The 22,975-nt window shown below is 36.0% G+C and carries 14 protein-coding genes, 2 tRNA genes and 1 pseudogene; 9 read left to right on the top strand and 8 right to left on the bottom strand.

Annotated elements, in window-relative coordinates:
• Positions 1 to 42: 42 nt before the first annotated feature.
• Positions 43 to 1,329, top strand: coding sequence for a hemolysin family protein (locus tag ACZOVS_RS01595; RefSeq protein WP_483995487.1), 1,287 nt, complete (start codon positions 43 to 45; stop codon positions 1,327 to 1,329).
• Here the strand turns inward: ACZOVS_RS01595 and ACZOVS_RS01590 are convergent.
• Entirely contained in the window at positions 1,311 to 1,805 is a 495-nt protein-coding gene (locus tag ACZOVS_RS01590) for a methylated-DNA--[protein]-cysteine S-methyltransferase (RefSeq protein ID WP_483995486.1), read from the bottom strand. The two genes, ACZOVS_RS01595 and ACZOVS_RS01590, sit on opposite strands and share 19 nt — an antisense overlap.
• A gap of 187 nt (positions 1,806 to 1,992) precedes the next feature.
• On the opposite strand from ACZOVS_RS01590, the pseudogene ACZOVS_RS01585 reads away from it, so the two are divergent.
• From ACZOVS_RS01585 to ACZOVS_RS01570, 4 genes and pseudogenes are all read left to right on the top strand, one after another.
• Positions 1,993 to 3,467 (top strand): annotated as a pseudogene (locus tag ACZOVS_RS01585) (4Fe-4S dicluster domain-containing protein).
• Positions 3,468 to 3,478: 11 nt separating this feature from the next.
• Positions 3,479 to 4,888, top strand: coding sequence for an aldo/keto reductase (locus ACZOVS_RS01580; RefSeq protein WP_483995485.1), 1,410 nt, complete (start codon positions 3,479 to 3,481; stop codon positions 4,886 to 4,888).
• Positions 4,889 to 5,082: 194 nt separating this feature from the next.
• Positions 5,083 to 5,156: transfer RNA gene (locus tag ACZOVS_RS01575), tRNA-Thr, on the top strand.
• Between the two features lie 52 nt (positions 5,157 to 5,208).
• Positions 5,209 to 5,889: an alpha/beta fold hydrolase gene (locus ACZOVS_RS01570; RefSeq protein ID WP_483995484.1), complete on the top strand. Its 681-nt coding sequence runs from the start codon at positions 5,209 to 5,211 to the stop codon at positions 5,887 to 5,889.
• Here ACZOVS_RS01570 and ACZOVS_RS01565 read toward each other — a convergent pair.
• Together ACZOVS_RS01565 and ACZOVS_RS01560 are read right to left on the bottom strand one after the other, a co-directional pair.
• Positions 5,886 to 6,776, bottom strand: coding sequence for a bile acid:sodium symporter family protein (locus ACZOVS_RS01565; RefSeq protein WP_483995483.1), 891 nt, complete (start codon positions 6,774 to 6,776; stop codon positions 5,886 to 5,888). The two genes, ACZOVS_RS01570 and ACZOVS_RS01565, sit on opposite strands and share 4 nt — an antisense overlap.
• Positions 6,777 to 6,966: 190 nt before the next feature.
• Complete coding sequence (locus tag ACZOVS_RS01560) at positions 6,967 to 8,091, bottom strand: T9SS type A sorting domain-containing protein (RefSeq protein ID WP_483995482.1); 1,125 nt, start codon at positions 8,089 to 8,091, stop codon at positions 6,967 to 6,969.
• A gap of 248 nt (positions 8,092 to 8,339) precedes the next feature.
• Between ACZOVS_RS01560 and ACZOVS_RS01555 the strand changes: the two genes are divergently transcribed.
• Positions 8,340 to 9,578 (top strand): M48 family metallopeptidase, encoded by a 1,239-nt coding sequence (locus ACZOVS_RS01555; RefSeq protein ID WP_483995481.1) that lies wholly within the window; start codon positions 8,340 to 8,342, stop codon positions 9,576 to 9,578.
• 188 nt (positions 9,579 to 9,766) lie between these two features.
• Positions 9,767 to 9,840, top strand: a tRNA-Arg gene (locus ACZOVS_RS01550).
• Between the two features lie 90 nt (positions 9,841 to 9,930).
• Here ACZOVS_RS01550 and ACZOVS_RS01545 read toward each other — a convergent pair.
• From ACZOVS_RS01545 to ACZOVS_RS01530, 4 genes are read right to left on the bottom strand one after another with little or no spacing between them, the layout of a single operon-like run.
• On the bottom strand, positions 9,931 to 11,094 hold the full coding sequence (locus tag ACZOVS_RS01545) for a DNA recombination protein RmuC (protein WP_483995480.1): 1,164 nt from the start codon (positions 11,092 to 11,094) through the stop codon (positions 9,931 to 9,933).
• A gap of 3 nt (positions 11,095 to 11,097) precedes the next feature.
• Positions 11,098 to 14,466 (bottom strand): AAA family ATPase, encoded by a 3,369-nt coding sequence (locus tag ACZOVS_RS01540; RefSeq protein WP_483995479.1) that lies wholly within the window; start codon positions 14,464 to 14,466, stop codon positions 11,098 to 11,100.
• Positions 14,466 to 15,707, bottom strand: a complete 1,242-nt coding sequence (locus ACZOVS_RS01535) for a metallophosphoesterase family protein (RefSeq protein WP_483995478.1) — start codon at positions 15,705 to 15,707, stop codon at positions 14,466 to 14,468. The genes ACZOVS_RS01540 and ACZOVS_RS01535 overlap by 1 nt, the downstream gene beginning before the upstream one ends.
• A gap of 6 nt (positions 15,708 to 15,713) precedes the next feature.
• The gene (locus ACZOVS_RS01530) at positions 15,714 to 17,318 is read right to left on the bottom strand and encodes an alpha/beta hydrolase fold domain-containing protein (protein ID WP_483995477.1); all 1,605 of its coding nucleotides are present in this window, start codon (positions 17,316 to 17,318) and stop codon (positions 15,714 to 15,716) included.
• Between the two features lie 81 nt (positions 17,319 to 17,399).
• On the opposite strand from ACZOVS_RS01530, the gene ACZOVS_RS01525 reads away from it, so the two are divergent.
• A complete protein-coding gene (locus ACZOVS_RS01525; protein ID WP_483995476.1) occupies positions 17,400 to 19,718 on the top strand; it encodes a glycoside hydrolase family 20 protein in 2,319 nt (772 codons plus the stop codon).
• A 10-nt stretch (positions 19,719 to 19,728) separates the two neighbouring features.
• On the top strand, positions 19,729 to 20,208 hold the full coding sequence (locus ACZOVS_RS01520; RefSeq protein WP_483995475.1) for an N-acetyltransferase family protein: 480 nt from the start codon (positions 19,729 to 19,731) through the stop codon (positions 20,206 to 20,208).
• Between the two features lie 152 nt (positions 20,209 to 20,360).
• On the opposite strand, the gene ACZOVS_RS01515 is transcribed toward ACZOVS_RS01520, so the two are convergent.
• Complete coding sequence (locus ACZOVS_RS01515; protein WP_483995474.1) at positions 20,361 to 22,967, bottom strand: isochorismatase family protein; 2,607 nt, start codon at positions 22,965 to 22,967, stop codon at positions 20,361 to 20,363.
• Positions 22,968 to 22,975: the final 8 nt, after the last annotated feature.

The following is a 22,975-nucleotide window of genomic DNA, read 5'->3' as shown; positions in this document are numbered from 1 at the left end:
TAGCATTTTTACGTTTAACAATAATAACAACCTCAATTTTTAATGGAAATTATTATCATCCTTGCGCTGATACTGCTTAACGGACTGCTCTCCATGTCAGAAATAGCCCTTGTATCAGTAAGAAAAAGTAAATTGGAAGCAGAATTAAAAAAAGGCAACAACAGTGTAAAGACTCTTTTCAACCTTATCGACAAGCCGGACCATTTTCTGTCAATGATACAAATTGGTATTACCTTGATAGGTATATTGACAGGTATGTTTTCCGGAGAATCCATAGCCGACAAACTTGGCGAATATCTGACAAGATTCAATATCTCTCCTGGTGTGGCTCTCAACATCGCCAAAACAATAATCGTTGTCATAGTGACTTATCTAACACTTATCTTAGGAGAACTCGTTCCTAAAATAATAGGTATGAATCGTTCTGAAAGTATAGCAAAAATCGTTGCCAAACCTATCAAACTGTTGTCTGTTATAGTATCTCCCATTGTATGGATTCTTTCAAAAAGCACCAATGCAGTAGTAAAACTTCTCGGTATAAAGAATAATGAAAACAAAGTTACTGAAGATGAGATAAAAGCTATTGTAAATGAAGGCTATAACGGAGGTGAGGTACAAGAAATGGAACGTGATATCGTGGAACGTGTCTTTCATCTCGACGACCTTTCCGCTTCGTCGGTTATGACACACCGCAACAATTTGGAATGGATAGACATCAATGACGATTTGGACAGAATACTTACACATACTGCAAAGACAATGTTCAGCATCTACCCTATCTGCAACGGTTCTCTCGATAATATCATTGGTGTAGTTTATTTAAAAGATCTATTCAGATTAAACCTTGAAAATAATTTATCTTTAAAAAGCATCATAAAACCATGTAATTTCATTCCTGAAAACAATAGTTTATATAGGGTTCTTGAATCTTTTAACCGTCAAAATGTAAAATACGGCATTGTCATAGATGAGTATGGAACCATCAACGGCATAGTGACATTGAAAGATATTATGGAAGTATTGTTTACCGAAGTATTCGAAGAAGATGTCAATCATCACGTAATACGTCGTTCCGACGGCACTTTGCTCGTTGACGGACAGTTGGCATTTTACGATTTCCTTAATATTCTTGACATTGAGATCGACAATGAAGATATGCAATACAATACCGTAGGAGGTCTTGTTCTCGACATCTTGGAACATATTCCAACAGAAACAGAAAAGATACATTGGAAAAACTATACCATAGAGGTTTTGGACATGGATGGAGCAAGAATAGATAAATTATTGGTATCCAAAGACAAATCAGATCAAACCGACTCAATCTGAAGCAAATAACGTTTTTTGTCTTCGCCACCGGCATAACCTGTAATTTTGTTGTTTGTCCCCAATACTCTATGACATGGTATTATCAAAGAGATAGGATTACGCCCGACAGCATTACCCACAGCACGTGCCGACAAGGAAGAGACAAAACCGAGTGATTTGGAAATATCACCGTATGTCATTGTTGATGAATAAGGTATGTTTTTTATTATATTCCAAACATTCTCTTGGAATACAGTACCTGTAGTCCGGATTTTGGGAGTGAAATCAGGATTGTTGCCGGAGAAATAAATATCAAGCCACAACATGGTATCGTCAAAGACAGGAAGATTTCTACGCTCAGACTTACCGGCTATTGTTGAACCAAAATATTTTTGTCCTACAAACCATAATCCTACAAGAGCAATTCCATCACTCGCCATTACAATGTCACCAATAGGAGTTTTGCAATTATTTGTAAATAACCCGTTTTTATACATTATGACACCACTATTTCAGTGCAAAAATAATCATAACAAACGTTAAAATCAAATAAAAAAACAATCACTGACAATAATTAAAAAAAATCACCATTATAGTGAACATACAACTCTAAAAATTACTATATTTGTAGATTTTTTGACTAAACCGTTTTGAGTAAATTACTGTTTTGATAAAGATAAAATTATGTTAAAGAAAATTCGTGTCACATTAGCCTGTTTTTTTTTCTTGCCATTAACTTGTTAATATTGGACTTTAGCGGTATTTTGCACAGTTATCTGAGTTGGCTTGCCAAGATTCAATTGTTGCCTGCTATTCTTTCCCAAAGTTTCATTATTGTCATATCATTGATTATATTGACATTACTTTTTGGAAGATTCTATTGTTCAATAATATGTCCATTAGGAGTATTTCAAGATTTATTTTCCTGGATAAGCGGTAAGGTCAGAAAAAAACGTTTCTCATACAAAAAAGGAAACAATATTGTAAGGTATATCATCTTAGTTGTTTTCGTACTATTGATTGTTTTAGGGTTAAACTCCATTGCAATTCTTATAGCGCCATATAGTGCATATACACGAATGGCGTCAAATATTTTCACTCCAGTATATCAAGGCATTAACAATATTTTAGCATATTTCGCCGAACGATTCGACAGTTATGCCTTTTATACCAAAGATATATGGATTAAAAGCATACCTACATTTGTCATCGCTGTTATCACATTCATCATCATTGTGACAGTATCATGGAAAGGAGGACGTGCTTATTGCAATACAGTGTGTCCGATAGGAACATTTTTAGGGTTTCTTTCAAGATTCTCATGGTTCAAAGTCAACATTGACGCAAATAAATGCAACACTTGCGGATTGTGTGAGAAAAACTGCAAAGCCTCATGTATTGACAGTAAAAATCACACAATAGATTATTCCCGTTGTGTGACATGTATGGACTGTATTGGCAGATGTCATAAGGGAGCCATAAATTTTTCCCATCTAAAGAAACAGGAAAATATAAAAGATACAACTGTCGATGAGTCACGCAAGACTTTTCTTGCCACATTAGCAGTACTTGCGACAGGAACAGCCATCAAGGCTCAGGAGAAAATTGTCGATGGAGGACTTGCCGTGCTTGAAGACAAGAAAATACCTGAGAGGAAGAACAAAATCAAACCTGCCGGTTCCCTCAGCAACAAAAATTTTGCACAACGCTGTATAGGATGTCAGTTGTGTGTTTCAGCATGTCCCAATGATGTACTGAGACCATCGACGGATTTGATAACCCTGATGCAACCTGAGATGTCCTACGAGCGAGGTTTCTGTCGTCCTGAATGTACTGCATGTTCCGAAGTATGTCCCACAGGAGCCATCATAAAGATTGACAAGCTTGAAAAATCGTCCATCAAGATAGGACGTGCAGTGTGGATAGGACGCAACTGCGTACCGCTTACTGATGGAGTGGAATGCGGCAACTGTGCAAGACATTGTCCTGCCGGAGCCATTCAAATGGTGCCTTCCGACCCGGAAAACACCTCATCCGTAAAAATACCCGTGATAAACGACGAGAGATGTATAGGTTGCGGCTCATGTGAATACAGATGTCCTGCAAGACCTTTCAGTGCAATTTATGTAGAAGGAATAGAACAACACAGAACAATATAAAATCAAGAGAAATGAGTGACAACAATATATCGAGAAAAGACTTCTTGAAAGTTTTAGGAGTTGGAGCTGCCGGTGCATTGGTGATGAATAGTTGCAAAGACAGAAACGACAGTAGTTCTCCATTAGTATTTTCTGAAGATGCCAATATGGGAGAAATGACATACCGCACCAACAGACACAGTAAGGACAAAGTCTCCATTTTAGGCTTTGGGTGCATGCGCTTCCAAACTATACCGGATCCCAATTCTGCCAATAACAATATTGTTGACCAAGAGATGGTTAACAAGCAAGTGGACTATGCAATGGAACATGGCATCAATTATTTCGACACCGCTCCGGCCTATTGCAGAGGCACATCGGAAGGAGTAATAGGGAAAGCACTGAAACGTTATCAGAGAGATAAATTCTTCATAGCAACGAAACTATCCAATTTCAGTCCCTCGACATGGAGCAGAGAGGCTTCATTGAATATGTATCACAACTCTTTCAAAAATCTGCAGGTAGATTATATTGACTATTATCTTTTGCATTCTGTCGGCAATGCGAGCCAGGATGCAGACGGATACCACACATTCAAGAAGAGATATATTGACAATGGTGTTCTTGATTTTTTGTTGGAAGAAAGGAAAGCAGGAAGGATACGCAACCTGGGATTTTCATTTCATGGAGATGTAAGAGTTTTTGATGAATTAGTGAGAAACAATGATAAATATCAATGGGATTTCGTACAGATTCAGATGAACTACGTTGACTGGAAACATGCTCATGATATCAATCCTGTCAACATTAATGCAGAATATCTATATGAAGAATTGACTAAACGCGATATTCCTGTCGTCATCATGGAGCCGCTTTTGGGAGGTCGCCTTGCCAATCTTCCGGATTTTCTCGTAGCACAGCTGAAACAGCAAAAACCAGAAAACAGCGTAGCTTCTTGGGCATTCCGATTTTGCGGTAGTTACCCCAACGTTCTTACGGTACTGAGTGGCATGACATATATGGAACATCTGCAAGACAACACTAAGACATACTCCCCACTCGAGCCATGTTCCGAAAAAGAATTAGCACTTCTCGAACAAATTGCAGAGACATACCTTAATTACCCAATAATACCATGCACAAGTTGTCAATATTGCATGCCATGCCCATACGGAATAAACATCCCCGAAATTTTCGTTCATTACAACAATTGCGTCAATGAGGGCAACATCCCTGAAAAATCAAGAAGCGAGAATTATGACAAGGCAAGAAGAGCCTTTTTGATTGGATATGACAGAAGTGTCGAGAAATTCAGACAGGCTGACCATTGCATAGGCTGCAGACAATGTGAGTCGCATTGTCCTCAAAGCATAAAAATATCGGAACAACTGCATCATATAGATCATTTGGTTGAACAATTGCGGCAAAACAATATCCTTTGAAGTTAAACTTAATTTCATGATGAAAGGATATTATATTTTCTTTTATCAAAGACACCATTACATCTATTAAGAACAGGTGATGTCTTTGTTATAAAAACAGACAATTATAAAAATAATATTTTACTTGCAATGTATCGATAAAACATGTAATTTTGCAGTGCTTTATCCGAAAGGGAAAAGTTCCATGACAGAATGCCGGTGTAGCTCAGTTGGCCAGAGCACGTGATTTGTAATCTCGGGGTCGGGGGTTCGAATCCCTCCACCGGCTCTTTTATATTAAACATCAGATAGAACAATCATTTTGATTGTTTTTTTATTATATGGATATACATCTTTATCATATCGACAAAGGGAAAGGCAAGCCATTGATATTATTGCATGGTAACGATGAAGACCACACCTATTTCAAGCATCAGATAAAATTTTTCTCCGAGAAATGCCGAGTCGTGGCAATTGACACAAGAGGACACGGAATGACAGAGCGAGGCAACGCTCCTTTTACACTGAAACAATTTGCAGAAGATTTAAGAGATTTTATGGATGAGAAAGGCATAGACAAAGCCGACATTCTCGGATTTTCCGACGGCGCAAATATTGCATTGGAATTTGTTCTGAAATACCCGGATAAAGTCAACAGACTGATCCTCAATGGTGGTAATTTATATCCTCATGGTGTCAAAAACAGAATACAACTACCAATAATAATAGCATATACAATAAGCAAACTTTTCAAAAAAAGGAATATAAAAGCCTTACGCAACAATGAAATGTTGGGGCTAATGGTCAATTATCCAAATATCAAGCCGGAATCTTTAAAGCAGATAACACATGAAACACTTGTTATTGCCGGAGATAGAGACATGATAAAAGACAAACACACAAAACTGATATTCAACAGTTTGCCAAATGCAGAATTAAAAATTATCAAGGGAAATCATTTTATCGCAAGCAGCAATTACCAAGAATTCAATACTGCTGTGGCAGAGTTTTTACATTATTAAGATTTTTTATAACGCCACAGTTGCCAGCTGTTGAAAACATTTTGCCATACTGAATACAATGCCGGGAACAGGGATGCCAAAGGATTGAGATAAGTCGTTGCCATCCAAATGCCTATAGCAGTATTTTTCTGTCCTAAAAGTTGTCCGCCGGCCACGACATCACCATAATGTTTGCCAAGTTTGCGTCCGACACCGAATTGTATCACACAGAAAATCAGAGAAAACACCGCAATCCATAGTATTATATCCAAATCATCCTTTTTACTCAACATCAAAAAGTCTATGGTTTGTCCTATGGTAATACACAACGCCATTGCCCATAAATAAAATGATAATCCGGAGAATTTGGCAATCCTATCACTTTCTTTTTTAAAATACTGTTCCAATATCCAAGCCACAAAAAATGGCAAAGCAATCACACCACCAATTTTTTTGAGAATAATCAAGAAAGAAGTCCAAAAAGGCATATCTTGATGTACACCAATAAAAGAAAAATATATTGGAGCCACGACAGCGACCATAAGATTACCCATAATGGCATAAGTGGTAAGTGTCTCTTTGTTGGCACCGAGCATTCCGGCAATTACGACTACTGAAGCCGCCACAGGACAAAGAACACCAACAAGCACACTTTGGGCCACTATCTCATCAAATCCAAGCAGTTTTAAGATAAAATACATTCCAATGCTCACTGTTATCTGAAACATTATCAAATAAATATCCATAAAACACATCCTCAAATTTTTTAATTTCACTGCCACAAAATTCAAAAACAGGATACAAAACACCAAATATGGCACGACTACTTTCAAAACCGCACAATATTTGTGAAAAAACAAGCCAAATATGATGGCTATTGGAAGAATATAAGGTCTGATTTTTTTCATCTCTATTATATTAAACAGATTATCAACATGATACAAATAATTATCATGTCAAAAATAAAAGGTATAAAATTAATAAATTATAAGAGACCAAATCAAAAGAAAGAGCAAATTATTTCTTTCAGATATAACAAATAAGGTGTACCAAATTTTCTCTTTGATACACCATTCATAAAATCTATCATATAAATCATTATCTTCTCACAACAAGTTTGCCTGTCGATGTTTTTCCATCATTGAACATTTTAACAATATATATGCCGTTGGCAAATTCTGTGACATCTATATATCTTGAGCCATTCACAGCACCGGAAAACACTTTGTTACCAAGCATATTATAAATCTCAACATTTTCGACATCTTCAGATTGAATCATAAACGACGAAGATGCCGGATTGGGATAACATATTAATGAGAGTTCATTTTCATCCACATAGGTAGTGTTTATTTCTTCATAAGAATATATATAATCCCAGGCATGTACCAATTGCTGAACATCATTTTCAAGATAATATTTCTCTGATACAACTGCATTGTTCATAAATGGAAGAACAGGGAAATTACCTTCTGGATTTTCAAATAAAACTACATTTCCAATATTAATATTCAAATCATAGTTATATTCACTTTTCTCGACAACGACACCATTATTAATAACTTCATGTACAATACAGTTGCCATATTCATCGTAAGTCCAACGGTTTGTTGATGTTGGAGACCAAAAAGACCCCATCCAATAAGAATCTGTACGAGACAATCTATTACCTTGATTATCGTATTCATAATCGATCTTCCAACTGTTTTGGAATACACCTGAGAAATCCTGGTCATAGCCAATTTCTTGAATTACGTTATTATCTTCATTATATGTAAGTTCGCACTTTTGATATATTCCTCCAGCAAAATCAAGTTCCCAATATACCATATTGCCATTGTCATCATAAGAATAATAATATGTGCCACCCAATTCAAAAGAACCACCAAAATTATTATAATTAGTACGTGTTATTCTTTGATTCAAATCATTGTAAGAATATTCAATATAATTAACAAAAACATATTCACCATCAATATATTGATGCGTCTCAATTTTTATTAAATTGCCATTGTCATCATAGAATATGTATCTATCAAACGAAGGTTGTCCTTCCTCTTTATATTCTACAATACCAACATGAAATGATTCATCAATTTGATAAATCACTTCTTCAAAGTCATCACTTGCCCTTACATTACTTAGATAATACATGTAATCATTCTGAGCGAAAACAGGCATTGCAAATACTGCTGCCATGATAAGTAAGTAAAATTTCTTCATATTATTTGTGTTTAAATTTTAGCAAATTTACGAAAAATATTAATAAAACAAATATTTACATCAAATTTTATAAAAGTGATATTAAGTCAACCCTGAATGCAAATCATAAAATTGAACAAATTAAAGCATTTGAGGGAATAAAGCCATAAAAAGTTTGGCTATAACATATAATTATTAAAAAAGCCAGTATTTTTGCAAAATGCAGAGACAAATTAAAAAATATATTATCTTTACAAAAAATTTGAGATATGAAGTGTAAAACTAAAAATGATTACGGGCTACCACTCGAGAAATCTTTAAGTAAACAAATTTACGATGCTTTACAGGGTGAAGTTGTTGAAAATATTATTGAACTTGCCAAGATTCCTAGTTTTGACAATTACCATAGAAGCATATTAGAAGGTCATAGTTTCAAAGTTGAAGAAGAAACACTGCCTCGGTACTACAAGATTTTCAATGAAATAAAAGACAAGCTTAAATTTGACAAACCTGTAGATTTCTATATCACCGGAGATTCCTCTGTCAATGCTTTCGCTATTGCTTCACAAGGAGAAGATCCCAACATTATCAATGTAAATTCATCACTGATACAACTGATGACAGAAGATGAATTGCGTTTTGTGATAGGCCATGAAATGGGACATCTCATCAATGAAAATGCAAGTCTCGTAAAATTAATTGAGTTTATTTATCCTGAAGGTTCTTATCCGCCTGTTACCTTACAATACAAAATCAGGTTGTGGCAACAGTTGTCGGAATTAGTTGCTGACAGATTCGGGTTCCTTGCCATGCCTGACATTTCCGTCTGCATCTCAGCATTTTTCAAGATGTCGTCAGGACTTGATTTTGAAAAAATGCAGATGAACGTAGAAGTATTGCTTGAAGAAAACAACAAAAGATTAGAATACTTCAAAAACGACAAAGGCATCAACTTTGCAACTCACCCAATCAATCCTATCAGAGTTCAGGCTCTCAACATGTTTTCAAAGAGTTCATTTTTTGTCAAAGGCGGAATGAACAAAAAGGAATTGCAGGCTGAACTGGATGAGTTGACAAGTATTCTATTGAAAATCAAGAGCAGTGAATTGGATGTTTACATGTCGCAATTTATTGCAACTGCAGGTATTATCATTTCCAATGCAGACAACGGCATGCACATAAACGAATATGAGTTTATATTAAACGAACTTTCATGTTTCCATATTTTCCCAAAAGACTATCTCGAAACAATTGCGAAACAGGATGTCGGAAAATTATTTGAAGAGTCCGTAACAAAGATCATGCAGACTAATCCGGATGCGCGTGACAGCATGCTTCAGTATATGATAGCTCTCGTTATGGCAGATAAAGAAATAAAGGCATCTGAAGTCGATTTGATTTTAAAGATTGCACAGAATCTTTTAGGATATCTTCCAATAGAAACAGCTCAAATCTTTTCACAAATGATAAGAGGAAGTTACAGCCCAAATCTCAACTCATTATGTTGAGTTTACAACTTACAAATAAACCTCATCATCATCAATATATGCAATATATTGATTTTAGAATTTTCGCACAGACAAGACAAATGTATGATGAGGTTTATTTATTAAATTCAAAAAAACAGACATGTAATTTTTTTTATTTTTTTATTTGCATTATTGAAAAAAGTAGTATCTTTGCAGTCGAAAACGCTGGACTAGTAGCTCAATTGGATAGAGTATCTGACTACGGATCAGACGGTTGTGGGTTCGACTCCCGCCTAGTTCACATAAGACCGTTAACCACGGTCTTTTTTCATGTCTCGACAATAACATTATCAACTACTGTAAATCAGCAATTTAACTATCATCAACAGTTTTATCCTAAACTTTTGATATGTTCAGCAGCATTTACAACACTTTGATTTCCATTATACAACTTCTTCCCTGCTTCATCATAAATCTTAGATAATGAATCTATCCTTTTCCCAATTTCTTCATACTTGGCAATAAAATCGTCAATACGCGTAAGCAATTTTTTCACCTCCTCAAAAACCCGTTGTTGATTCTTGTTCTGGACAAACTGTGTCCATACAAAATAAATGACTCGCAAAACAGCCATCAAATTTTGCGTACCTGTTATAAATACGCCTTTGTCGAATGCCTCCTGCCATAATTTGGTATCATTATCCAAAGCCAACCGCAGAGCCGACTCGTTTGGGACATACATTATTACATAATTCAAACTCTCCTTGGGAGTTTTGATATACAAAGAATAGTTTTTGACATTCAATTCCTTGACATGTTTACGTATGCTATTGATATGGGATTGTAACAAAGACTGTCGTTTTTCGTCATCATTTTCATCACAATAATCGCAATATGCGGTCAACGAAACCTTTGAATCAATAATAAGTTCCTTATTGTCGGGGAAATGCACAATTACGTCAGGTATCATTCGTTTACCATTATCTTCATTGTGAATAGGATTACCTTTACTGTCGCGCATCAAATACTGTCTTTCGTAATGCACTCCAACTTTCAATCCTGAACTTTCCAAGACACTGTCTAACATAAGTTCGCCCCAATTACCCTGAGTCTTCGAATCGTTTTTCAAAGCCTTAGCCAATTTATTGGCATCATTGCCAATATCTACGGTTTTCTGCATAAGGTTTTCAATAGCCTTCTCCAAACTCGCCTTATTCTCCGAATTATTTCGAATGCTGTCAATCATAGTACGGTTCATGCCATCTATACTTTCTCTCAAAGGTTTCAAAATAGCACCTATCTGCGACTCATTCTCTCTTGTAAGTTCAACACGTCTTTGTCTCAATAAAGAGTCTGTCATCTTCTCCACTTCAAGCCTAAGTGTATTCAATTGAATTTCAAACTGTTCATTTTGTTTATCTAATTCCTTTTCCGACTGAAGCCTTGTCATCTCAAGTTCTTTGGCGAGGGCAGCATTTTTACTTTTCATAAAGATAGCCGCAAGGAGGGCGCCAAATAAAAAGCACACCACTCCACATATTATATAACCAGACATATATTATGATTTAACAATTGACACTACACTTGACGAGTTGCCTTTTTTAACAAGTTGAATCTTGGCAGGCACTCTGTCACGCAACATTTCCACATGTGATATTATCCCAACCTGACGACCAAGCCGATTTAGATTTTCCAAAACACCCATCACCATATCAAGTGAGTCATAATCAAGAGAGCCGAAGCCTTCGTCAATAAACAACATGTTTACACTGAAGCCTGTATCATTCAAGGCAGCCAATCCCAAGGCAAGAGCAAGAGAAACGATGAATGTTTCCCCGCCTGACAATGAACTTGCAACACGTTCAATACCACCCATATTCTTGTCAACCACCATAATAGCCCACGAATTCATTGAACAGGAAAACTCATAACGACTGCTTATTTGTTTTAAGAAAAAGTTGGAACGCTCGAGTAAGATTTTCAGAGTATATAACTGTGCCACTTGACGGAAATTATTCGATTCTGTAGTGCCTATAGTATCAGCAAGATTACGCCAAAGTGCGAACTGCTCTTCTTTGACCTTATATAATTCCTTGAGTTTCAGTGCCTCAATTTTATTTTTGGCATTATTGTCTATTTCTGCCTTAATACACATCTTCTCTTCAACTAAATCGTTGCTTTTCTGTTTAAGACGTTCACTCTCACTATTAAGATACTCAACAGAGATATCCATAGGCAATGTCATCAATTTATGATGTTTTTGTAATTCATTGTATTTCAATTTATAAGAATTTTCAGCCCTATTAAAGGCATCTTCCTTATCTCGCAAATATCTCTCATATTCACTGATATTGCTGATATTATAAAGAAAATCAAGTCTTTCTTCATTTATATTCAAATTATTATTATTTACAAAATCCCTAACCGAAGAAAGGCTCGATTCATATTGTCTTTTCTTGTCGCCAATAAAATCGACAGATGATTTTGTTTCATAATACAGAGTCGAAAAATCTGAAACAAGATTTCCTACTTCAAACGATGCCTTATCAGCGACATTTACAGACCATTCAGATATTAAAGAAGTTATTTTTTCAATATATTCGATACACTGTCTGTTAATAGATTCATATTCATCGATTTTTTTCCTTACAATATCATAATTCTCTTTCACTTTAAACCATTTCTCAGCATTATCTTCCAAAATTTGCATATATCTTGATTCATCTCTTTTCCATTCATCCAACCAGTTATTGTGTGTCAGATATTTTCCTGCTTCCAAAATCTTGCCATCAAACAAACTCTCCTTACCCATCTTGTCCTTTTTAAGAGAATCAATCCTGTTGGAAAGGATTTCAACATTCTTGTTTATTTCAAGAATTTCCTTTTCGAGATTGTTGACTGCATGTTTTTTTTCATCAAGTTTATCACGAAGAGAATTAATACCGTTCTGTAAATCTCGAGCTAAAGATAATTGATTAAAAATATTTTCAGATTTGAGTTTATATTTATCCACCTCTACCATATGACTGTTTATCACATTTTTTATCTTTTCGATATCATAAACAGGTTTATTGTCACATAAATCATCAAGTCTTTTTTCAAATTCCGAAAGATTCTTTTTATTAATTTTTAAGACATCTTGCAAAGATTTCAATTCAGCCTCCATTCCGTTCTTTTCCTTAAAAGCAGCCAAATAAATATTTCTTGCATCATTTCTTTGTTTTTCAATAGTATCAAGTAAAGAATCCACAATACTTTCATCTTTATACTTATGTTCGAGACTTCCGCAAAGAGGACATGGCTCACCATCTTTAAGTTTAGCCCTGTATTCTTTCATCCAATCTTCTGCCAGCACCCGCATATTGTTAAAAGTATTATCGACATTTTTAAATTTGTCTTCAGCCTGAGCAAATTTGCTGCAAACATCCGGAAAAATAGTTTCACAATTAAGTAATTCTTTCTCTTTATCAGATATTACATTTTTAAGAGTAAAATATTGATTCAATGTATCGCAAATCTTTTCAAGTTTGGCAATTCTGTCATTCTTCTGTCTTATTGTATCATTAATATTTTTATACTCATTATTCAGAGATTCAATATTAAAAGAAGAGAGTTTAGTTTCATTTTGTCTCAAATTATCATTCAACAAATCATAATCATCTGAAGATTTACGTTTCTCTTCCTCCTTAGAAACTCTCAAACTAATCTTGTCTTTTTTGTCATTCTCATTGTCAGATATTTGTTTACTCAATTCCATGATATTTTTTTTGGCAGCAGATGCATCATTCAACAGAGCAATTACAAGGTTGATATTATTATAAAGAGACTCATCAGTTTCATGTTCCTTTATATAAACTTCTAATTTTTCCGATTCAAGCGAGAGAATATTTTTTTGAATTTTAAAAGCATTAAAAGAAGACAGTTGTTTCAAGAAACGAGACCTCAACAACATTATTTCCTTCTCACGATCGAGGATTTCATTTTCCACTTCTTCAGAGCGTCTTTTAAGTTCTCTGACCTGTTCAGTAGCCTTGTAATCCCGAATAATGTCGCGTGTCTTAATTGTCACGTCACTATTCAAACAATTCCGGGCCTCTTCATATTGAGATTTATATTCCGACAGTTCATGCTGCAATTTTAGAAAGTCAGCCATCCACTTCAAAGCTGAATCATTTTCTTTGATTTTAACAGACAATTCTTGCAGCATAACTTCGAGTTGATTCTGTTTAACCACCAAATTATTTTCTTCTTCCTCTGTGATAATTCGAGCATCGATGGTATCAAGGCTTATCTTGGCATTATTTCTCTCCATCTCGGCTTTTCTTCTCTCTTCCTTTATGGCGTTAGCGATATGGGAATATATTTCTGTTCCTGTCAAAAGCTCCAATATTTCTGTCTGCTTATTTTTTTCAGAATTAAGAAAGGTGCTGAACTGCCCCTGAGCTAAAAGGACAGAACGCAAAAACTGTTCATAATTCAAGCCAATAATACTTTTGATGGTATCATTAACAGAATTTATGTTATCAGCTATCACTTCTCCATCAATTTTAGAAAGCAGACGTCTGTTATTCATACTATATTTATCGTTGCGGGATTTTCTAATTCTCCACAGCGCCACATAAGTCTGATTTGCCACAGTAAATGTCAATTCCGCCTTACATTCCGAAGTTCCTTTTCTCAAGATATTAGCCGTACTGTTGACTTTTGATTGTCCATTTTCAATATATTCAGTGCTTAGAGTATTTTCATAACGAGGGGATTTATCAAACAAAGCAAGAGTTATGGCATCCAAGATAGTACTTTTCCCGGTACCTGTTTCACCACAAATCAAGAACAAAGGTTCATGAGCAAGGATACCTTCATTAAAACAAATCTCCGCTTTTTCTATAGAGTTAAGATTTTCTATCGTTACCTTTTCTATCTTCATTATTTCTCTAATTTTTCCACTCTTTCACATATCTCTTTAAAAATCTTTTTCATAGCATCGGGCATAGGAGTATTATTTCTCTTCTCATAATACTCACAACCAATGTCAAAAGGAGACAATGCCTTAAAGTCTTCCAAAGTGTGAATTTTCGTATCATTTTCATTATCATTCAATTCTCTGCTATATGTCTTGACAAGACAAAACATAGCATTTCGTCCATCGAATCTTTTCAACAATTCGTATGTCTGATATTGATTAAGAGGCATTTCAACAGCTACATGAAGTCTGACATAACATTTTTTATCCAAAATATCATCAAGTTGTGACATCACCTCCTGATAAGAATGTGCCTCTGCGAAAGTAGCAGGTTTATTTGGAAAATCTATAGTTGGAACAAGACTTTCGAGGTAATGCTCTGATATTTTGGTTGTTTTATTTGAGATATCAACTACGGAAACGGAATGCTTATAATTCTCATCGAAAGACATGTTGAAAGGAGAGCCTGCATAGCGAGCATTTGTCAGACCTTTAATATATTGTGGGCGATGAATATGACCGAACGCCCAATAATCTACACTTTTAATTTCATTAAGACAAGTTGCATCAATGATTTCCTGCCCACCGATGACACCATTATCATGTCCTTGAATATCAGCTCCAAACAAAGGAAGATGTCCCATAGCCACAACAGGTTGCTCGTCATTATATTCCTCATGATTTCTTAAAGAATTCAATATACTTGAATAAAATGATGCAACACGTTCAGAATAAGAATTATTACCGTGTTGAGGATAATTGCCTATATTAATAAAAGGTACAGCAAGAACCCACCCGACGAGATTATTGTCTTTATGTATGGGAACTATCAACTTTGAAGCATCGAAAGAAATGTCGCCATCAGGAATAAAAGCCACAAATCCGACTACATGAACATTAAAAGCCTCTAACAACACTTTAGGAATTTCAATACGAGACGGAGAATCATGATTGCCGGCAGTAACAACAATCTGCAAGTCGTCATCGACATGTGACAAATCCACCAATGTTTTATAATACAACCGTTGTGCTGCGAGCGACGGCATTGGATTATGGAAAATGTCGCCGGAAACAATAAGAGCATCCGGTTTCTCATTCTTTATCAACGATTTAAGCTGTTCAAAAAAACATTTATGCTCATCATCTCTATGATAATTATAAAACACTTGACCAATATGCCAGTCGCTTGTATGTATTATCTTCATTATCAATTATCTTTTAACAACATAACTATCATAAAACGCCGCACCTGAAGAATAACAGCCAGCAGTTTGAATCTCGTATTCATCAATATCGGAAAACCATGACACGGTTATTCCATTATTGTCATTTCCTACTATAAAACCGCCTTTGACTTTCCAATTAATTGTCACCACGTCAGTCATATCGACACTAAAGAAACTGTTATCATCATAAACATTGACAATAACAGCCGGATTATGCACTATATCATCATAAAAGAAATCTCGTATCTCATTTTGTATCAAGTAGAAGTCGTCATTAAGTTTTCTATTGTAATCAAGATGCAAAGCATGTCCGCGGCCATGGAACACATTAAGTTTATGTCTCAATCCCATAGCTTCAGCCATATCATCGATACACTCAGAGCCATAAATCATATTGAAGAAAAGCCTGTTCATTTTTCCTATTAAATTAAAAGGATAATCATAATTAATAGGCAAGATAGAATCCGCATCACCATGGAAAGAAATTATTGAAGCGTTAGCATTAGAGATTTGATTTATATCGCTGACACCACCCCACATATTGGCGACGCCTTTGATATTAAAGTCAACATTCAATTTATTACCGGAAGACTCGAGGTCTCCCAAATCGTGACCAAGCATTACTTTATATGAGGACCTCGGACGATTATCATTACGCATGAAAGCGATATTAAGAGCTATTATCGAGCCTGCGCTACTACCACCCACAAAAAGTTTTGAGGTATCTATTCCGTAAATGTCAGCCTGATGAACCAAATAACGCATGGCAGCATGACCATCTTGCGTTGCCTCATAAGCAGTACGTTCTATGGAAATTGTATTGGCTTTAAATCCCATCCTGTAGTTTATAGATGCACAGACATAACCTAATGAAGCAAAATAATTGCACCATTTTTTCATTGCCAAGGATGCCTTATCACCTATAAAAAATGCACCGCCATGAATGAGCATCAAAAGTGGTCTGTTTTTAATGGTGTCATCGTCAGGCAGATATACATCCATTTTCAAGTCTATGTTTTTTTTATTTATAGCATCAAAAATACCGCGTTTAAGTACATCTCCAATATTTATTGTGTCATCAGCCATAGAATCCCAATATCCCCTAACATTGCCATAAATGACATTTTTTTTCACATTAACGTCGTAACACGGACGTTTATATCTACTATCATCATAAATAACAAATTGAGGTTCAATATATTTATATATTTTATACTGTACTTTTTTATTTTCACCTTCGGGAATATACCAACCTACGAAAATATTATTGCGCTTGTCATATTCATATTTCAATTTAACTTTTTTATTTCCAGGAAACTCAACATACATATTTCTCTTATGGTATTCCAAATTAAAAGGTAACATTTCCATAACAGGTTCATCATCAACCTCGTAAAGCCTTCCATCAAGATTAGAACCAAAAACTGTATCAACCTTTATATAATAACGAATTCCGTATGACTGATCTGTAAAAACATAATCTCCTTTTTCTATTGCAACATCGATTTGTCTGTCACAAGACACAAAAACAAAGAGAAAAAATATTAAAATCAGATATAATTTCTTGTATATCATAGCAATTCGTATCATATAGTTTTTGATGTAAATTTACAAAAAAAATGTCAATATGTCAAGAAAATAATTAAATTTGCCCTAACAAAATTATATATCATGAAAATCAGAACCATAGTATTTTTGACGATAATGCTCATATCATTGTCTGCTTGTAATAAAACAACACCAAAAGCCGATTACGGAGTTGTTCCATTACCAAAAGAAATAAAAAACAACGACGGACAATTTATTTTAAATGAAAAAACCATCATTTCCTACCAAAGTTCAAAACCGGAACTTGTTAATGAAGCAAATCATTTAAAAAATTACGTTGAGGATATCACAGGCTTTGAATTAAATATCATTGACAACGAGGATATTGTAAGTAATGCCATCAATCTATCACTAAGAGAAGGTTTTACTGACAATGAAGCCTACAGAATAACCGTCACTCCCCAAGCTGTTGCGATAGAAGCAAGTGATGCAGAAGCCGCCTTTCATGCCATTCAGACCATCAGAAAGAGTTTACCCGTCGGCTATGAGAAGCAAGACATAGCATTACCATGTGGAGAAATTTACGATTATCCACGATTCGGGTACAGAGGTCTTCATGTGGATGTCAGTCGTCACTTCTTCCCTATCGATTCCATAAAAGAAATTATAGACATTATGGCTTTGCACAATCTGAACAAGTTTCATTTTCATCTTACCGACGATCAAGGATGGCGGATTGAGATAGATAAATATCCAAAATTGACAGAGATTGGCAGCATGCGATCAGGTACCAAAATAGGCAAGACTGATAAATTCGATACCATCCCACATGGTGGTTTTTATACCAAAGAAGAGTTGAAAGATCTTGTAAAATATGCTGAATCCAGACACATTGACATAATACCTGAGATAGACCTTCCGGGACACACCTTGTCGGCACTTGCCGCCTACCCTGAGTTCGGATGCACCGGAGGACCTTATGAAGTTTGGAAAGATTGGGGCATCACTGAAGAAGTTATATGTCCCGGCAACGAAAATGCCATGGTGTTCTTAGAAGATGTACTTGAAGAAGTGATGGAAATATTCCCAAGCGAGTTTATTCACATTGGAGGTGATGAATGTCCTCGTACAAGATGGGAAGAATGTCCGAAATGCCAAAACAAAATCAAAGAATTGGGATTGAAAGATGATGAGAATCATTCTGCTGAAGATTATCTGCAAAGTTATGTCACCAGAAGAATGGAGTCATTTATCGAGAATCACGGTCGCAGGATAATAGGTTGGGACGAGATTCTTGAAGGAGAAATAGCTCCAAATGCCACAGTCATGAGTTGGAGAGGAAGTATTGGAGGCATGGAAGCTGCCAAGATGCACCATGACGTTATCATGACACCTAACGACAGGCTTTATTTTGATTATTATCAGACACTTATGCCGGAAGTAGAACCTTTGTCAATTGGAGGATACAACCCTATAAGAAAAGTATATGATTATGAGCCAATACCTGAAGAACTCACTTCAGAAGAGGCCATCCACATACTTGGCGCCCAGGCCAATGTTTGGACGGAATACACCAACAACTACAGTTTGTTGTTGTACAGAATACTGCCTCGTCTGAGTGCACTTTCGGAGGTACAATGGTGCTTACCGGAGCAAAAAGATTACTATGATTTTGTATCACGTCTTTATCGTCTCTCGAAATTATTTGACTTGTATGGATGGAACTACTCCACATTTGTGTTCGACATTGACGCTCAAATAGTACCGCAATTTGAAAATAAACGTATTGCCATAATCCTGACAAAATATGGTGATGGAGATATTTATTATACTCTTGACGGCAAGACACCTACCGTCAACAGTACAAAATACACTGACACTGTTTACATAGACAAAAATTGTGACTTCAAAGCTATTCTGATAAGAGAAAACAGCAACGGTAACCTTTTTCATACCAATTTCGACTTCAGTTTATCCTCAATGAAACCTATCACACTGAAAACCATGCCGCACAAATCATATACTTTCGACGGTCCTAATGTACTTATCGACGGGTTGAGAGGCAGTATGAACTACAAAAGCGGCAGATGGTTGGGATTTTTCGGCGAAACAATAGATGCCACTATAGACTTGGAAAGTAAAATGACTATCAGCAAGTTGAAATTCAACTGCAATATCAATGTAGGAGATTGGATTTACAATGCAAAAAATGTTATGATACGTGTTTCCGATGATGGAATAAATTTCAAAGAGATTGTGAACAAAGACTTTGATATTCTTCCATTAAGTTATCAGCCTGGAATATTGCCAATAGAAATTGATTTCGATGCTGTTAATACACGTTATGTCAACATTATCATTGAACCTTTCCAATTACCTGAAGAACATTCCGGATTCGGTTATCCGGCATGGATTTTTACAGACGAATTAGCAATTTATTAATTTTTATGTCATGAAAAATTTCTCGATACGTTTTGCGCAGCCATCTGAAGCAGGATTAGTTCTGGATTTTATTAAAAAACTCGCTACATACGAAAAGATGTTAGATGAAGTCGTTGGAGACGAGGCATTAATTTATGACTCTGTTTTTGTCAAGAAAAATGCCGAAGTAATATTTGCCTGTGAAGATAACGAAGTTATAGGCTTCGCCCTGTTTTTTCACAATTTCTCGACATTTGTCGGACGCAGCGGGCTCTATCTTGAAGACTTGTTCATACTTCCGGAGAAAAGAGGGCTCGGATATGGCAAGGCACTACTGAAACATTTAGCAAAAATTGCAGTAGAACGCAATTGCGGGCGTTTTGAATGGGTATGCCTCGACTGGAACGAACCTTCTATTAAGTTTTACAAGTCTTTAGGAGCCAAACCTATGGATGAATGGACCATTTACAGGCTCGATGGAGAACCATTAAAAAATCTTGCCAAAGACTGATAGTGACAACATGAATTAAAATTACCCCAAAAGCCTCAGTCAGACAATTGGAGTAATTTCATATCAATACAATTAAAAATGCCTCCACTTGTTATTTCCGACAATTGGAGGCATTAAAATATAAATTGTCAAAATAGACAGACTACAAAAACTTATTCTATAAAGGTCACTTTATTTTCCAACTCTTTTAAAGTCTCCACATGACCATTTTTGTCAACATAACCCAAACCATTAACGAGCAATTCAATATTAGATCCGGCATTTAAGAACTCCAACAATGTATTCTTAACACAATACTCTGTTGCTATACCGCTTATTATCAAATCTTTGCCTACACAATCTTTAAGTAACACTTCATTTATGTTAACTGATTCGAAACCGGAGTATTGTTCTTCGTTGCGGGTACGTCCTTTTCTAAAAATATTCCTATTTTCGTCAGGACGGTTTGAAGGATTGATGACATCTGTATAAAAACTTTTATGTATTTCAGCACCTCGTGTACCTTGAACACAATGAGACGGCCAAATGCCTCCTTCATTAATAAAGGAAGAATGGTCTGAAGGGTGAGAATCACATACATAAACGACTTTCTCATCAGGATGAGCATTGATATATTCAATAACTTCCTCCACGGCATTTTCAGCATTGCCGCATGCCATGGAGCCGTCGATAAAGTCATAAAGCATGTCAACCACAATATGGACAGGAGCCTGATGATTTTCTTTAAGGAAAGAATACTTCTCGCCATAATCGAGATGTTGTTGCAAAAAGTCATCAGGATATTCCACTTTATAATCCACGACTTTATCATTTTTGACAACAGGTACTATGTCAGGATTGATAAAGCCTCCATAAGGTTTAAGGTTGAGGGCATCATAACGTTCTTTCACTTCTTTATGAAGCACGGGATCGATTTTAACAGCATAAGTCTCCACAAGATTTTTACCTGCCTCATAATCGCCTTCCGACTTGATACGTTGAATCTCGGCAAGAAGCTCGCCAAATAAACCACGTAACTTTTCAAAATCGTTAATGACGAAATATGTCTTTCCGTCTTTGACTTTTTTCTCGATGACATTATCTTTCTTTCCATGTTCGTAGCACCATTCAGAAATGAGTTTACGGTCTTGCATGTGAGATTCAGTGACATTCTTTCCAAGTTCGATACGGGCGAGTTGACTCAACAAGCCATTGCGTATAAATCCGTAGTATTCAGCCTTATAACATTCTGAGTCAGGCATGATGCCAAGTTCCACAAGTTTTGGGTCGGCACAATAATAAAGACCGAACAAGTCGGCACGAGCCTCTTCGAGAGTAGAACTGTATTCTTTCAAAGAATTGGGCAATGTAGTCGGCAGCAGTTGGCCGGAGCCATGGCCGAGACATTCATGCAAGTCGGTATGAACCACATCCGAATGGGCTCCATATTTTTTACAAATATCTATTTCTTCCTGAGAATAAGCAAATTCAGAGAGCACACTCTTAGGAGATTCGTTGGCTGCCTTGTCGTAAGCATCCATCAGATTGGTTATTGTCACCGATTTAGAGCCATAGTCACGACGAATCCAATCGGCATTAGGCAAATTTATTCCTATGGGAGGAGAAGGGAAACAATCGCCGGCCAAAGTCGTCACTATGATACCTTTGGCACTCACCCCTTTACATTCTTTTTTCTTAAAGCGCTCATCAACAGGAGAATTATCCTCAAACCATTGAGCATTCTGACTTATAACCGAAGAACGTTTTGTGGCGTCAAGATCTTTAAAGTTAACTACAGCTTCCCAGGTAGCCTTCATTCCCATCGGATCACCATAATCCTCAATAAAACCGTTGACAAAATCTATTCTTGAAACAGAATCCAAGACCCATGCGATATTATATTCGTCCCATGTCTTAAGGTCTCCTGTTTTATAATAGTCAATCAAAAGCTCGGTATATTTTTTTTGAGCATCATTTTCTGCCACTGCATTAGCCTTTTCGAGCCAATACACTATCTTCTGCAAAGCAGGACCGTAAAGACCGTCCACCTTGTAAACCTCCTCTTTCAATACACCGTTTTCTTTAATAAGCCGACTATTCAAACCATAGGAAATTGGTTGTGCATCATCAGGGTTCCTTTGAGCATCATAAAATTGTTCCACCTCCTGTTTGGTAATAAAGCCCTTATACATATTGACAGAAGAATTTACAATGATGTCATCTTCATTGCTTCTCCTTGTTTTGTACAAATCTTTATCAAAAATAACAGGAGTAATGAATGCAAGAAAATCATCTACCGTCTCATTCTTGGCAAGAGGCAGTAAAGATGTGTCGGAATTTTTCACAAGTTCTGCAAAATATTCCTGAGAAATTTCCGGAAAGAATTTATCCTCCGCATAATGATGATGAATCCCGTTACTAAAGAATACGCGCTTGGCATAAACGACGAAGTTATTGTAATCTTCGCAAGCGCGGTTACCGTTATAAGATTCTAGTATTGCCTCCAAAGTCTTACGAATTGTAAGGTTATACTTAAAATTCTGGTCAGCGATGATATCACGACCACATTTTGCAGCCTCACCCAAATAGTACAGGTATTCTTTTTGCTGAAGCGTCAAACCGTCCCATTCAGGGATTTGATAACGCATGATTTTAATATCTGCAAACTCATCGACAAGATACTTAAAACCTTGATTTTGACAGCTATCAGCTTGCTTCTTAGGATTAGAACAAGCAGTTAGCATTCCAAAGACAGATAAACACATGATTATTTTTTTCATTTTTTTAA

The sequence above is a fragment of the Candidatus Limimorpha avicola genome, from assembly GCF_056978975.1.
Note: the sequence above shows the minus strand (reverse complement) of the source record. Positions and strands in the feature narration are given on the sequence as shown.